This window comes from Psychrobacter sp. PSP, from assembly GCF_024085615.1.
In the GTDB taxonomy this organism is placed as follows: domain Bacteria; phylum Pseudomonadota; class Gammaproteobacteria; order Pseudomonadales; family Moraxellaceae; genus Psychrobacter; species Psychrobacter pacificensis.
Window position 1 is genome coordinate 123,929 of record NZ_JABLTF010000019.1, and the last position, 14,596, is coordinate 138,524.

Here is a 14,596-nt window from a genome sequence, read left to right on the forward strand (position 1 = left end):
CGTGCTATCGAGGCAATAATCAGCTTGCAAAACCACGATTCCTGCCCCATAACTAGCAGTATTACTAAGATTTTTAAGAGCAATACATTCTATGGTTACTGTCTCAGAATTGAATCCTGTCGATGACAAAAAAGCCCGTCTTAAGCATCTGATCAAGAACTTGCCTAATTTGCCAGGGGTATATAAGATGCTGGGCAAAAACGGCGATATTTTATACGTTGGTAAAGCCAAGTCGCTAAAAAGCCGTGTGAATAGTTACTTTGCCAAGACGATCGATCATCCAAAAACGCGGGCACTGGTGGCACGGATTCATAATATTGAGACCATTATCACGCGTAGTGAGACCGAGGCGTTGTTGCTCGAGCAGAACTTAATTAAAGAGTATCGCCCGCCTTATAACGTCTTGCTACGTGATGATAAGTCGTATCTATACGTGTTTATCTCAGCGGATAAGCCTTATCCACGTTTGGCGTATGGACGCGGCAAAGGCAATCACCAAAAAGGTCGTTTCTTTGGCCCATTTCCCTCTGCCCATGCAGCAAAAGAAACGCTGGTGTTGATGCAAAAAATGTTTCAAATGCGCCAATGTACCAACACCTTTTTTAAGCAGCGCCAGCGCCCTTGTCTGGAGTATCAGATTAAGCGTTGCCGCGCGCCCTGCGTTGGACTGGTATCGCCGGAAGAGTATGCAGAAGATGTGAATAACACCATTCGCTTTTTGAAGGGCGACTCTAGTGATATTCATAGTACGCTGATCGAGAAAATGGAAGACGCTGCCGAAGCGTTAGATTTTGAAAAGGCGGTATTGTACCGTGATCAATTGTCGATGCTACGCGAAGTGCAGGCAAGGCAAGCTGTCTATACGGTGCAAGGTGAGGCAGATGTGATTGCCATTGCCAGTCAAGCGGGCATGACTTGCGTCAACGTGCTGACCGTGCGCGGTGGTCGCGTGTTAGGCGGTAAAAACTATTTCCCTGATGTGGACAGTAGCGAGCCGCTAGCAGATAACCTATCAGCTTTTATTACCTCGTTTTATTTTCAGGTGACGGACGATCTGCCAGCCGAGATTATATTAAGCCATGAGATTCCTGATCAGGTAGCGGTAAGCGAAGCACTGGCAACGCATTTTGGCAGCAAAGTAGTCATCAAAACCAATGTGCGTGAGCATCGCTCAGAATGGCTGGATTTGGCAACACTCAATACCAGTAATGCCCTAAAGACTAAGCTTGGTGATTATTTAGAGCTGCACGCACGCTTTGGCGCACTAAAAGACGTACTGGCTGAGGTGACTGATCGCACCATTGATCGCATTGAGTGTTTTGATATCTCGCATACCATGGGCGAGGCGACCATTGGTAGCTGCGTCGTATTTGATCAAGGCGGTGCGCGCAGGCGTGATTACCGTCAATATGCCATTCATGATATCCAAGGCGGCGATGACTATGCAGCCATGAAGCAAGTGCTGACAAGGCGATATAAGAAGCAGCCGTTGCCTGATTTGTTGCTGATTGATGGTGGGAAAGGTCAGCTTAATATCGCCAAAGACGTCTTGACCGAGCTGGGTATTTTAAATGACACGTTGCTTGTGAGTGTGGCAAAAGGAGAAGGGCGCAAGGCGGGTTTAGAAGTATTACATTTTATCGATCATGAGCCGCTGGATCTGCCCATGGACAGCAAGGCGCTGCATTTACTGATGCATATTCGCGATGAGGCGCATCGTTTTGCGATCACCGCGCACCGCAAAAAACGCGACAAGCGCCGCTCCTCATCGGTACTTGAGGTCATTCCAGGTCTGGGTGAAAAACGCCGTCGTGATTTGCTTAATCACTTTGGCGGTATGCAGCAATTGCTTGGCGCGTCACAGCAGGAACTAGCCGGTGTGCAGGGAATTGGCCCTGTACTGGCAAAGACGGTTTATAAAGTATTACATGAATAGCTTGATCTATTGTTTCTACCAGTGATTTGATAACGTCCAAAAAAAGGGCTGCCGCAGATAATTTAATTTATCTGCGGCAGCCCTTTTTTGAGTCAATCAAATACTATTGGTCAGTCTTCTCTACCTTATAAGTCACAAATTTAAAGCTCAAATCACTTTTTTCATCGTGCATTTGCTCAGATTCTTCTGCTACTTTGAAGCGATCTGGTAGCTCAGGATAGAACGCATCGCCATCCGTAATATCAGTATCTACGTGGGTCAGCTCAATGCGGTCGGTATACATCAGTGCTTCGCTAAAGACGCGCTCACCGCCAATCACCCAGATCGTCTCCAGATGTAGCCCATGTGCCAAACTTGCGGCATGAGTGAGCGCATCATCTAAATTATGCACCACATGCGCGTATTCATGTCCGACCAGTCCTTGCTGTTCTGCATAGTCCATTTGGGTAGAGATGATAAAGCACACACGCTTTGGTAAAGGCTTGCTACCCATGGATTCAAACGTCTTACGACCCATAATGACGATGCCCTGAATATCGCTACTAGAGGCCGTATTTTGCGAGTCACGTGTGGTCATTTTTTTGAAGTGCTGCAGGTCTTGTGAGATATGCCACGGTAGCTCGTTGTTTTTACCGATACAGCGATTGCTACTTATGGCGGCGATTTGGGCAACTTCAGTGTGGGCATAGCTCATAATGGGTCCTTTCTATTATATTTTTAAACGTCTATATTTTTAAATCACAGTCTTATTTATTGTCGTGCACAAGACGTATTTTAAACGGCGACTTTGGCTTTGATGGTCGGATGAGACTCATAGTTATTGACGCTAATATCGTCGTATTCAAAGGCAAAAATATCTTTCACCTCTGGGTTCAGCGTCAATGTTGGCGGTGTATATAGCGAACGTGTCAGTTGTAGCTCAGCCTGCTCGCGGTGGTTTTGGTAAATGTGGCAATCACCACCTGTCCAAACAAACTCACTAACCTCCAGATCACACACTTGCGCGACCATATGTGTCAATAACGCATAACTGGCAATGTTAAAGGGCACACCTATGAAAATTATAACCCCTAATTTATGCACAAGACGCCTAATAATATAGCCTTAACAACTATAATAGCATTGTGCACTTTTAATTCTGCACAATACGACTTATACGTACAAGGTTATTATACCTGATTTTAAAATATCGCTGTTAATAGAAGGTCTTATTTATTTCTTTTAGTTTTACCAAAGCATATAAAACATGATTGCTCTAACACTAAAACTCACCCTAAAGCCCGATCAACCAACGCATCGGTAAGCTGAACTTGCGTCTCTTGGGACTGCTTTAGCTTCTCTTTTAGCTGATCGCAAATAGCCATTAGTTCATCGACTTTAGCAACAATGCGATGTTGTTCTGCAAGAGGTGGTGTTGGTAATAAGATTGAACGACTTTTTGTGACTGAAATATTGTCCTGACCAGCTGTTCCTATAAGCGCAATTTTATCAAGAAACATACCTGAAACTAAGTAGGTATAGATAAATTTATTTAGATTCGAAATGAATGGTCTAAACATCACAATGGCCTGATTGCAGTTCCATTCTGGATAGGTATCGGGAATAATAGCTATCTTTCCAAGAGGTGGACCCACGATATTCATTATCACATCTCCTGGGCAAAGCTGAGAGCGCTTCAAACTTGAAGAGTGATAACCTTCCTCAATAAATTGTGGTTGGTATTCAAAATCTATTTTTTGGTTTCTTATATTATAAACCTTCAAGTATGGGATACCTGTATCATCTATAAATGAACTCTTAGGTGGCGTTGATCCAGAAGTTATACCATCGCATATATCATCTAATCGACACCATTCCCAACCTAAGGGCAAATCAAATAATCTTTCTTCATCTTCAATAGGTGGTAATGCTTTACGTGGTTTAATCTTCTTCTCTTGAATCAACTGCTCTTTCTCTTCCGCAATCTTTTCTAACAATACTGAAGCAGGTTCGTCATCTGAACTCTGTGAAACTAGCTTACCCATCACTGCCAATTGCAAAACGGTTTGCTTTAGAGCGTCAATGCTTTGCTCGGTCGTAAATAGGCTATCGAAATGCTCGGCAATTCTTGCCCAATTTTGTGCTAGCTCATCAGCGTCCGCACTATCTGTCAACGTGGATAATAATACTTCTACAAGCGTCGCGTGAGCGTCGATACTGGCTTCGGTTTGCTGCTCTAGCTGATCACATAGCAGCATCAGCTCATCGACTTTAGCGACGATGCGGCGTTGTTCTGCTAATGGAGGATATGGAAATGGTTCTTTCCTTAATGTATCAACTGAAACCATATTCTTTTGGGCGGTCCCCTTTAGATCAGACAATGTATCTGTACGCATAAAAAAGGCAGGGAATAAGATTTTAAAATATTCATTTATAAGTGCATTATTATTCAAAGCTATTTTAAGTAAAGCTTGGTTAATGACTCCTCTCTCCATATTTGGTGGGGCTATTGCGACTTTACCAACAGTACCAGAGCAACTAATAATCAAGTCATAAGGCTTAACTTCAAATGCTTTCAGCTCATTAAACTTTGTCTCATCAATATAATATTCTCCACGTGAAAAATCATCGTTTATTGCATGCTGCTGCTCATATACTTTATAGCCAGAATTAACAAAATATGCTTTTTTTAAAGCACTCCCAAAAGGTCCTCTCTTAATTGCATAGTCATCGTGGGCTATCACTTGAGGCATAAATGCCCACGTCCATCCCTGTGGTAAAGTATTCTGCTCAACTCCAGCTTCTTCCAATGACGGCAATGCTTTTTGCTTTTTTATCTTTTTATCTTTGACTAACTGAGATTTTTCTACCGCAATACGTTCAAGTAAAACCGCAGCGGGCTCATCCGTAGGATCTTGTGGAATTAACTTTCCATATACAGCTAACTCCAAGATCAGTTCACGTAATTTAGTAATACCATACAGCTCATACTTTTTACTGCTGCCACGTCCACTAGTCGACTTAGCTAGTATAGCGCTGGTCCAGATATCGATATGTTCAGTGATTAGCTGCTCTGGCTTGCTTATGTCTTTACTCATCTCTAAGCTCGTCTTTACATTCATAGCTACTTGCCCTCTGTCGTGTTAGCAGACAGCGCAGCGCCCAGCACGTCTTTTAATTGGCTGCGTAACGTATCGATGCTCTGTTGCTGTTTAGTATAGTCAGCCAGTAGCTTATTAGGATCATAATCAATGACTTCACCTTGGTAGGGGTTGGAGATATCGAGGTTATAGTTACGCTCGATGACTTCATCAATGCTGACCTTCCAAGCCTGATTGTTTTCGATACGACTGGTAAAACCATCAGATTCATCACCCCACCAATCAATCTCTGTTTGAAACTCTTCGAACTTCATTGGTTTGGTTTTGCTATAGTTTTTGACGCCTTCAGGATAAGGATGCTCATAAAACCAAATATCTTTGGTTGGCTGACCTTTGGTAAAGAAGAGAATATTGGTTTTAATGCTTGTATAAGGGTTAAACACACCATTTGGCAGGCGCACGATGGTGTGCAGATTACATTCTTCTGTCAGCATTTTCTTTAGCTTAGTTTTTACCCCTTCACCAAACAAGGTGCCATCAGGCAACACAACAGCAGCACGACCTTTATCTTTCAAGACCTCGATGATTAATTGTAAAAACAAATCTGCCGTTTCGCGTGTTTGGAGCTCAGCAGGGAAGTTCTTTTCTATACCATGCTCTTCAGTGCCGCCAAAAGGTGGGTTGGTTACGATGACATCAATATCACTGTCCCAGCTCGATAGCGGCTTATTTAGGGTGTTATCGTGACGTATCTGTACGGGTACTTCGATGCCATGCAGCATCATATTGGTCGTGCAAAGCAAATGTGGCAGTTGTTTCTTTTCAAACCCTAAAATCTGCTGCTGTAGTACTTGGTGATCTTCAGCAGTTGCAACATAGTTGTTTTTGACATGATCAAACGAACAGGCCAAAAATCCACCTGTACCACAGGCTGGATCCATAATGCGCTCACCCAGCTTTGGATCGACACGGTCAACGATGAAGCGCGTCACGGCACGAGGGGTATAGAACTCACCTGCATTACCCGCACTCTGTAAATCACGTAGCAGTTGCTCATAAATATCACCAAACAGATGGCGCTCATCTGAACGATTGAAGTCCACTTCATTGAGCTTGTTAATTACTTGGCGTAGCAGCGTGCCGTTTTTCATATAGTTGTAGGCATCGCTCAAACCTTGACGCACCACAAAGCCACGTGGGTTAGTATCTACTGGCGCTGTCAGGTTTTTTAGCTCAACGAATATTTCATCGTTTACGAACTCTAGTAACTCATCACCAGTGATACCTTCGGGATCAGCCGCCCAATTACGCCAAAGGTATTGCTCAGGGATGGGGGTCTTATAGTTTTCTTGTTCGAACTCAAGCGCTTCTTCTTGTGCATCAAATATTTTGAGAAACAATAGCCATGACAATTGGCTTAAACGTTGGGCATCACCATCGACACCAGCATCTTGACGCATGATATCTTGAATAGACTTAATAACCGAACTGATTGACATGTAGTTTCTCTTTTTAATAAACGATAGGTTTTAATAAACAGTATGAATAAAACAAGCCTCAATAAGAGGCTTAGATATATGGATTGTAGCTAATTTTTTCTAGTTACTTAAGCTTGTTTGGGTGGCGGTGCCCAATAGATTTCGTTTTCAAGATCACTGATGGCTTGCTGATAGTCTTTTTTGCTACCAAAGCCTTCTCTGACAATTTCCATCGGGCTACCTAGCTGATCAAGTGGTTTTACTTTAAGCACGTTCAAGCTTTCGATCTCTTCTACACCCGCATCAGCATATTTATCGAGCAAGGCATTCAGTACTTTTTGAGCGGTATCTGAGTATTTAGTAAAGTAATTGCGCTTTTTGACTTCATCCGCACGTTCACGACGGGTCAAGGGCGGTTGGTCATAAACCACATGACAAATCAGGTCGAAGGGGTCCATATCTGACCCGATCTCTTCCTGCAATACTTCCCAAATAATACCAGCATTTGCCAGCTCATCAATGATGGTTTGTTTACGCTCAGTTTCGTTCCAACGCTTTATAAACTCATCCAAACTAGCGAACTGCTTGCTGAAGGTTTTGCGAGTATAGTCCTGAAATGACTCGGTGACTAGCTTACCGTCAGTATCATAATACTGGATACGCTGCGCCATGACTTGGACAGCTACACCTTTCACATGGTATTTTTTCGCGGGTTCACTGACACCTATGTCATCACCCATACCAGCCCCTAAATCAAAGCCGCTATCATCACTCTGGTTTGTATAGGCTGGGTCAGTGCCATTGACAATATCTAATTCTGCGTCTGACTCTCCATCTACCACTTCGTCAAGCTCGTCGCTGCCTTCATTAATCTGCGATGGCGTCACAGTCATGATACGTTCAGGAACACCATCAAAGCGCTCATCTGCGAATAGCTCAGTTGCTTTTTTGAAGTCGAGAATCGTAAACCATAGCTTGCCGTATTTATCATTGATACGGGTGCCACGGCCGATAATCTGCTTAAACTTAGTCATCGATTTGATGTTTTGATCTAACACGATGAGCTTACAGGTTTGAGCATCGACGCCTGTTGTCATCAGCTCTGAGGTCGTCGCTATCACAGGATAAGGTTTTTTTGGATTGATAAAGTTATCAAGCTGCGCTTTGCCTAACTCATCATCGCCCGTGATTTTCATAACATACTTTTCGTTCTTTTTGACTTGCTCTGGGTTGCAGTTAATCAAAGCACGGCGCATCCGCTCTGCATGATCAATATCATTACAGAATACAATGGTTTTGGCCATGGGGTCAGTGCGCTGAAGGTAGCTAGTGATGGTCTGTGCCACCAACTCAGTACGCTCATCAATCACCAAACTACGATCAAAATCTTTCTGATTATAGATACGATCCTCAATCAGTTGACCATGCTTATCTGTCTGTCCTTTCGTTGGACGCCAGCCTTGCATATCAATATCGATATCAACCCGAACCACTTTATAGGGCGCTAAAAATCCATCTTCGATACCTTGCTTTAAGGTATAAGTATAAAGAGGGTCGCCAAAGTAATAAGAATTAGATACCTCTTCAGTCTCTTTAGGGGTCGCTGTCAAACCGACCTGCGTAGCGCTATTAAAGTATTCCAATATCTCACGCCAAGCACTGTTTTCAGCAGCGCTGCCTCTGTGGCACTCGTCAATGACAATTAGGTCAAAGAAGTCTGGTGCAACCTGTTTAAAGGCTTTCTGATGCTCTTCTGGGCCTGTTAACGCTTGATATAAGCCAAGATGAATCTCAAAGGCAGGATCAACCGTACGACCTTCTATTTTGGTCATCGCAGTGCCAAAAGGCTGAAAGTCATTAACGCGAGTTTGATCGACTAAAATATTGCGGTCAGCTAAAAACAAAATGCGCTTTTTTTCTCTCGCTTTCCACAGACGCCAAATGATTTGAAAGGCAGTGTAGGTTTTGCCCGTTCCTGTTGCCATCACGAGCAGGATACGATTCTGTCCGCAAGCAATGGCCTCTATGGTCTTATTGATGGCTTGTAGCTGATAGTAGCGTGGTGACTTACCACTGCCATCATCATGATAGTCTTGAGTGATGATAGGCAACTGAGCTTGCGTATAGCCTTTCCACTGACAATACTTATCCCATAGCTCAGCTGGTGTTGGGAAGTCTGATAGTGAAATCTCTGTTTCGAGGATAGTGCTATTGGTTTTATCATGAAAAATAAAGCCATCACCATTAGATGAAAATACAAACGGTACTTCGAGCAGCCCAGCATAATCAAGCGCTTGCTGCATACCTTTACCAATAGAGTGTTTATTAGCTTTGGCCTCGATAACAGCAAGCGGCAGATTAGGCTTGTGATATAAAACAATGTCAGCAGACTTGACTGTTTTACGTACTGCCATTTGACCGCGAACGATAACCTTACCATCACGAAGCTTAACCTCTTCACGAATTTGGGTCATGTCATCCCAGCCTGAACCGATAACGGCAGGTAGAATGAACTTACTGATAATGTCCGCTTCGGATAATTCTAATTTGTTGATACCAGCCATGGCAGTACGTTTCCTATATAGCTAGCGTTAGTGATAGCCTATACTCTAACATATGTTGTGTATTAATAGCCTATTAGGATTGAACCGCTCATATCAGGAAATCGATGCAATTATTAAATTGTAAAAGTGACCCCTGCCGTCAAATCCGTACACATAAACTTGGGAGATTTTAATTACGCAGCCTGACGATAATAATCAAACCACACCTGTCTTGGCGATTGATAGCCCAAACCCTTTTGAATCCTCGTCTGATTGCTTCTGCTTCTTTTAAAATGGATACTATTTGGGTCTCAGTCATTCGTTTGCTCATATCAAAACTCCTTATGGGTATTTTATAAGAAATTCTACGTTTGAGCTGTGTTATTTTAGGGGATAGTTACACCCAAGATACGCTTGCTGACCTTTGGTAGAAGGAATTATAGGATTGCTCCACGTTCCCGTTGCGCTCACGACGGTTTTTGCCAACCATGTAAAACTTCCATCAGTCACCCGTAAGCAATTGTTTTCATCATCACGCTGTACGCTTTGGACTTGATAAGGTCGGTAGATTGGTAACTTATAATGTTCTTCGTAGTCAGCAAGGTAATGGATGACCTCGTCTCTATGGGGATACTCTCCATCTTTTGCTTTTGGCATCAAGCGACCTGGCAAGGAGCTCATAAGAGCAGGAGAAAATAGGCGTAACGATGGCCAAGTATGCTGCCACGCGCCGCCACTTTGGTCTTGATTGTCAAGAATGATGAAGTCAAGTTTCGCACGTCTCAGATAGTAGCCAACGGCTAAACCGGCTTGACCACCGCCGATAATGATGGTGTCGAATACTTTAATTGACATAATGCTCCTTAGTGTCTGCTACCAGAAAAATCAATTGCTCATACTGAGGCTTGCTTTTTACTCTTCAGATCTTAATTGAAGACATGTTTTGACGAAATTTTTATCGACATCTTGATTCAGCTTATCATGCAAATAATCTTGCATCGCTCCAAAATATCATTTCACTAACTAAAGCCAATAATAACTATCAAAAGACTGTACATATGAAATATTGTATATATAATATTTCATATGTACAGTCTTTTGATAGGGTTAGGTTATGGAACATTCAAATAAGAAAAAGGTATTGTTTCTCTGTACCAGTAATTCAGCCAGATCACAAATGGCTGAGATATTATTAAAGTATAAAGCCGGTGATATCTATGATGTCTATAGCGCAGGTATAGAAAAAGGCGAAGTAGATGAACGAACCATTCAAGCCTTAGAAAGGTTCGACTTCGACGCCAGTGGCTTAAGATCCAAGCACGTTGACGAGTTTGAAAGCCAGTTTTTTGACTACGTCATTACTTTATGCGAAAAGGCCAGTACCGAATGCCGAAGCTACCCCAATACGGCCAAGCAACTGGCGTGGGATATCCCTGACCCAAAAACACGTGCTGGCAGTCATCCCTTTACCACTACCTTGAGTGAATTAAATAGTCGCTTAACGATGTTTCTGTCTGTAGAAAAACATAACCTCACAAAGACTGCCGTCAATACAGAAGACACGGCATCATCTGACTTTGATCCCATTACCTTTTACAAAAGCTTGACGGATGACGTTCGACTCAAAGCGTTGATGCTGATCGAATATCATGGTGAGCTGTGTGTGTGCGAATTGATGGAGGCCTTGGAAGAAGACAGTCAGCCCAAAATCTCACGCAATCTTGCTGTGTTAAAAAAGGCAAACGTCATCACTGATCGAAAACACGGTCAGTGGGTATTTTATCGTATCAATCCTGAGTTACCTGTATGGGCAAAGATTGTGGTTGCAAAAACCACAGAAAACAACACTCACTTAATTGAGCATGAGATTGGGCGATTAGATGCGATGCAAAACCGCCCCGATAGAGCCAGTTTTTGTAAATAACCCATTATTCATACTTAAATAACACTGAACGTTTTACACCATTTTTTCTGATGGTTTTAAACAGCATTAAGGACAATTTTATGACAATCAAAGTAGGTATCAATGGTTTTGGACGTATGGGACGTTTGACCATGCGCGCGGCATTTGATTGGGACGACATCGAGATCGTCCACATCAATGATCCGGCGGGTGACGCCAAGACCCTTGCGCATTTGATGACGTTTGATTCTGTGCATGGTCGCTGGCATCACGACGCCACTCACGAAGGTACGTCCATGATTATCAATGGCAAAGCCATTCCTTGTACACAAAACAAAGCGACCGAAGACACCGACTGGTCACTATGCGATGTGGTCATCGAAGCCTCAGGAAAGATAAAAACCAAGGCTTTACTACAAGCGTATCTAGACCAAGGGGTCAAACGCGTCGTTGTCACAGCCCCCGTCAAAGAAGAAGGCGTGTTAAATATCGTTATGGGTGTAAACGAGCATTTATACGACAAGGAAGCTCATCCTATTGTTACTGCTGCATCTTGTACTACCAACTGCCTAGCGCCTGTGGTTAAAGTGATACACGAAAAAATCGGCATCAAGCATGGCTCGATGACCACCATTCATGACATCACCAATACCCAAACGATACTAGATGCACCGCATAAAGACTTACGCCGGGCACGTGCTTGCGGTATGAGCCTTATCCCGACTACAACGGGTTCTGCAACCGCCATCACGCATATTTTTCCTGAGCTAAAAGGCAAGCTAAACGGTCATGCCATCCGTGTGCCTTTAGCCAACGCCTCGCTGACCGACTGTGTGTTTGAAGTGGCGCGTGGCACCACGGTTGAGGAAGTCAATGAACTACTCAAACAAGCATCTGAAAATGAGCTAAGAGACATATTGGGCTTTGAGACCCGTCCACTGGTATCGATTGATTACAAAACCGATCCTCGTTCAAGTATCGTCGATGCGCTATCGACGATGGTCATCAATGACACCCAAGTAAAACTCTACGTTTGGTACGACAATGAGTGGGGTTACGCCAATAGAACGGCTGAATTGGTCCAAATGGTTGGTCTAGCAGATAAGGGTTAATCATGGGACTGCTATCCGTTACGGATTTATCGTCGCAAGTGAAGCAATACTTAGTCATCACTGGCAACTATTGGGCATTTACCTTAACGGATGGCGCATTACGAATGCTCGTTGTGTTGCATTTTTATCAGTTAGGCTATAGTCCGTTAAGCATTGCGATGCTATTTTTGTTTTATGAAATCTTTGGGGTTATCACCAATCTGGTTGGTGGTTGGCTTGGCACCAGTCTTGGGCTCAACAAAACCATGAATATTGGGTTGGCCATACAGATCGTCGCCCTTGCCATGCTTGCTGTGCCTGCGGATATGCTGACTGTGGTTTATGTGATGATCGCCCAAGCGCTCTCAGGTATCGCCAAAGACTTGAATAAAATGAGTGCCAAAAGCGCCATCAAATTATTAGTGCCAAAAGATGCTGAGAGTAAGCTTTATCAATGGGTGGCATTACTCACAGGATCTAAAAACGCGCTAAAAGGCGTGGGTTTTTTTATCGGTGGTTTGCTACTGACCTTGATTGGGTTTAAAGGCGCTATGATACTGATGGCATCACTTTTGGCCATCGTCTGGGTGTTTAGTTTAATAGTCTTAAAAGAAGACATCGGCAAAGCCACCAACAAACCTAAATTTAAAGACATTTTTTCTAAAAGCCCTGCTATCAATATCCTCTCCGCTGCCCGCATGTTTTTGTTTGGGGCAAGAGACGTTTGGTTTGTGGTGGCCCTCCCTGTGTTTTTGGCAGCGACTTTTGACTGGAGTCACTGGTGGGTTGGCAGTTTTATGGCAAGCTGGGTCATCGGTTATGGCATTGTCCAGTCGGTTGCGCCTTACTTTACGGGCAAGAAAAAAGGCGTGTTGCCAACGGGTCGTGCAGCCTTTTTGTGGGCAAGCTATCTGACGTTTATTCCTGCGGCGATCGCGCTGGCTTTATATTTTGATTTTTATATTCAAGCATCGGTTATTATTGGCTTACTGATATTTGGTGTGGTTTTTGCCGTCAATTCTTCGTTACACAGCTACCTCATCGTCAGCTATGCTGATAGTGATGGCGTGTCATTGGATGTGGGGTTTTACTACATGGCAAACGCGATGGGCAGATTGATTGGCACGGTGCTGTCAGGTTGGGTCTACCAAGAGTTTGGCTTAGAGGCTTGTCTTTGGATATCGAGTGCGTTTGTGGCAATCGCGGCTTTATTATCATTAAAATTGCCTAACCAGTATAAAGCGGCGGCATACTGATGAGGGTTTTATCAATGAATCTGCTGTTTATTTGAAATCACAACACACTTATGATGATATAGGGTTTATCTCAGTTGCACTACTTTCGTTTTTTATGGGTTGGCTATGAGCTACGCTTAAAGAAGCTATAAAACTCTAAAAAACCTGACCTTTCTCATAAAGCTGCATTATGGTAAATGGTTTTAGATAGAATGATTCGGTTTCATTGGATCCATTGGGGCATAGCCTGTTGATAAGTTATTAAGACAATTAGTTGTTACGAACAGGTTTGTACAATTGAGCCTTGAAACTTTATAATGCTCAATGAAATCAAAAGGTAAAATGTATTGTCCACGCAGTTCAACAAAAATCACCTTTTGAGATAAGTTTGTAGTCCAACTAAGGTTATTGAATGAAACAGTATCTAGATTTATGTCAACGTATAGTTGATGAGGGTGTATGGGTCGAGAATGAACGGACTGGAAAACGCTGCTTAACCGTTATTAATGCTGATTTAAACTACAATGTAGGAGCTAATGAGTTTCCCTTAGTAACTACTCGAAAGAGTTATTGGAAAGCAGCTATCGCAGAATTATTAGGGTATCTACGTGGTTATGATAGCGCAGCTCAGTTTCGAGCTATTGGATGTAATACATGGAACGCTAATGCCAATGAAAATGAAGCTTGGTTAGCTAATCCTTATCGTAAAGGTAAGGATGATATGGGCCGAGTTTATGGTGTACAGGGGCGCAGGTGGCGTAATTCAGTAGGAGAGGAGTTTGACCAGCTTCATAAGATCTATGATAACTTGCGAAACGGTATTGATGACCGAGGTGAAATTCTAACCTTCTACAATCCAGGTGAGTTTCATATGGGATGTTTACGTCCTTGTATGCATACTCATACATTTTCGTTGTTAGGTGGCAAGCTTTATTTGACTTCATCACAACGTTCATGTGATGTACCATTAGGTCAAAATTTTAATCAGATTCAAGTGTTTACCTTACTAGCTCTCATGGCTCAAATTACGGGCCACGAGGCCGGAAAAGCTTATCATAAGATCGTAAATGCACATATTTATGAAGATCAATTACAATTAATGCGTGACGTGCAATTAAAACGCGAACCGTATCCAGCCCCTAAACTTCACATTAACCCTGAAATTAAGTCTCTCGAAGATATTGAGACATGGGTAACATTGGACGATTTTGAAGTGGAAGGGTATCAGTATCATGAGTCTATCGCGTATCCATTCTCAGTTTGATATCAGCATAAAGTGAAAGCTGAGAAAAGTGATAAATTTCTGTTAGGCATAAAGTATTAATATATG

Annotated in this window: 11 protein-coding genes and 1 pseudogene; 5 read left to right on the forward strand and 7 right to left on the reverse strand. The window is 42.9% G+C overall.

Going from position 1 to position 14,596, the window contains the following annotated elements; genetic code table 11:
• Positions 1–91 precede the first annotated feature (91 nt).
• Positions 92–1,936: an excinuclease ABC subunit UvrC gene (uvrC, locus tag HL061_RS09425; protein WP_252962760.1), complete on the forward strand. Its 1,845-nt coding sequence runs from the start codon at positions 92–94 to the stop codon at positions 1,934–1,936.
• A 103-nt stretch (positions 1,937–2,039) separates the two neighbouring features.
• On the opposite strand, the gene HL061_RS09430 is transcribed toward uvrC, so the two are convergent.
• From HL061_RS09430 to HL061_RS09460, 7 genes and pseudogenes are all read right to left on the reverse strand, one after another.
• Entirely contained in the window at positions 2,040–2,630 is a 591-nt protein-coding gene (locus HL061_RS09430) for a dihydrofolate reductase (protein ID WP_071002814.1), read from the reverse strand.
• A gap of 80 nt (positions 2,631–2,710) precedes the next feature.
• Positions 2,711–2,998 (reverse strand): annotated as a pseudogene (gene thyA, locus HL061_RS09435) (thymidylate synthase); the annotation flags it as partial.
• A gap of 206 nt (positions 2,999–3,204) precedes the next feature.
• Positions 3,205–5,037, reverse strand: coding sequence for a restriction endonuclease subunit S (locus HL061_RS09440; protein ID WP_198013332.1), 1,833 nt, complete (start codon positions 5,035–5,037; stop codon positions 3,205–3,207).
• 2 nt (positions 5,038–5,039) lie between these two features.
• A complete protein-coding gene (locus tag HL061_RS09445; protein WP_252962761.1) occupies positions 5,040–6,515 on the reverse strand; it encodes an N-6 DNA methylase in 1,476 nt (491 codons plus the stop codon).
• A 107-nt stretch (positions 6,516–6,622) separates the two neighbouring features.
• Complete coding sequence (gene hsdR, locus HL061_RS09450) at positions 6,623–9,049, reverse strand: EcoAI/FtnUII family type I restriction enzme subunit R (protein WP_252962780.1); 2,427 nt, start codon at positions 9,047–9,049, stop codon at positions 6,623–6,625.
• 178 nt (positions 9,050–9,227) lie between these two features.
• The gene (locus tag HL061_RS09455; protein ID WP_252962762.1) at positions 9,228–9,368 is read right to left on the reverse strand and encodes a hypothetical protein; all 141 of its coding nucleotides are present in this window, start codon (positions 9,366–9,368) and stop codon (positions 9,228–9,230) included.
• Positions 9,369–9,418: 50 nt separating this feature from the next.
• The gene (locus tag HL061_RS09460) at positions 9,419–9,892 is read right to left on the reverse strand and encodes an NAD(P)-binding domain-containing protein (RefSeq protein WP_252962763.1); all 474 of its coding nucleotides are present in this window, start codon (positions 9,890–9,892) and stop codon (positions 9,419–9,421) included.
• 259 nt (positions 9,893–10,151) lie between these two features.
• On the opposite strand from HL061_RS09460, the gene HL061_RS09465 reads away from it, so the two are divergent.
• From HL061_RS09465 to HL061_RS09480, 4 genes are all read left to right on the forward strand, one after another.
• Positions 10,152–10,961, forward strand: coding sequence for a metalloregulator ArsR/SmtB family transcription factor (locus HL061_RS09465; RefSeq protein WP_252962764.1), 810 nt, complete (start codon positions 10,152–10,154; stop codon positions 10,959–10,961).
• 80 nt (positions 10,962–11,041) lie between these two features.
• Positions 11,042–12,052 carry an ArsJ-associated glyceraldehyde-3-phosphate dehydrogenase gene (locus HL061_RS09470; protein ID WP_252962765.1) on the forward strand — a complete coding sequence of 337 codons (1,011 nt, stop codon included), beginning with the start codon at positions 11,042–11,044 and terminating at the stop codon, positions 12,050–12,052.
• A 2-nt stretch (positions 12,053–12,054) separates the two neighbouring features.
• A complete protein-coding gene (arsJ, locus tag HL061_RS09475; RefSeq protein WP_227675434.1) occupies positions 12,055–13,287 on the forward strand; it encodes an organoarsenical effux MFS transporter ArsJ in 1,233 nt (410 codons plus the stop codon).
• A gap of 391 nt (positions 13,288–13,678) precedes the next feature.
• Positions 13,679–14,530: a thymidylate synthase gene (locus HL061_RS09480; RefSeq protein WP_036600623.1), complete on the forward strand. Its 852-nt coding sequence runs from the start codon at positions 13,679–13,681 to the stop codon at positions 14,528–14,530.
• The last annotated feature ends 66 nt before the right edge of the window (positions 14,531–14,596 follow it).

What these genes read in the sequence shown, in the direction of transcription:
- uvrC (WP_252962760.1), top strand. Translation starts at nt 92, where the DNA reads ATGGTTACTGTCTCAGAATTGAATCCTGTCGATGACAAAAAAGCCCGT.
- HL061_RS09430 (WP_071002814.1), bottom strand. Translation starts at nt 2,630, where the DNA reads ATGAGCTATGCCCACACTGAAGTTGCCCAAATCGCCGCCATAAGTAGC.
- HL061_RS09440 (WP_198013332.1), bottom strand. Translation starts at nt 5,037, where the DNA reads ATGAATGTAAAGACGAGCTTAGAGATGAGTAAAGACATAAGCAAGCCA.
- HL061_RS09445 (WP_252962761.1), bottom strand. Translation starts at nt 6,515, where the DNA reads ATGTCAATCAGTTCGGTTATTAAGTCTATTCAAGATATCATGCGTCAA.
- HL061_RS09455 (WP_252962762.1), bottom strand. Translation starts at nt 9,368, where the DNA reads ATGAGCAAACGAATGACTGAGACCCAAATAGTATCCATTTTAAAAGAA.
- HL061_RS09460 (WP_252962763.1), bottom strand. Translation starts at nt 9,892, where the DNA reads ATGTCAATTAAAGTATTCGACACCATCATTATCGGCGGTGGTCAAGCC.
- HL061_RS09465 (WP_252962764.1), top strand. Translation starts at nt 10,152, where the DNA reads ATGGAACATTCAAATAAGAAAAAGGTATTGTTTCTCTGTACCAGTAAT.
- HL061_RS09470 (WP_252962765.1), top strand. Translation starts at nt 11,042, where the DNA reads ATGACAATCAAAGTAGGTATCAATGGTTTTGGACGTATGGGACGTTTG.
- arsJ (WP_227675434.1), top strand. Translation starts at nt 12,055, where the DNA reads ATGGGACTGCTATCCGTTACGGATTTATCGTCGCAAGTGAAGCAATAC.
- HL061_RS09480 (WP_036600623.1), top strand. Translation starts at nt 13,679, where the DNA reads ATGAAACAGTATCTAGATTTATGTCAACGTATAGTTGATGAGGGTGTA.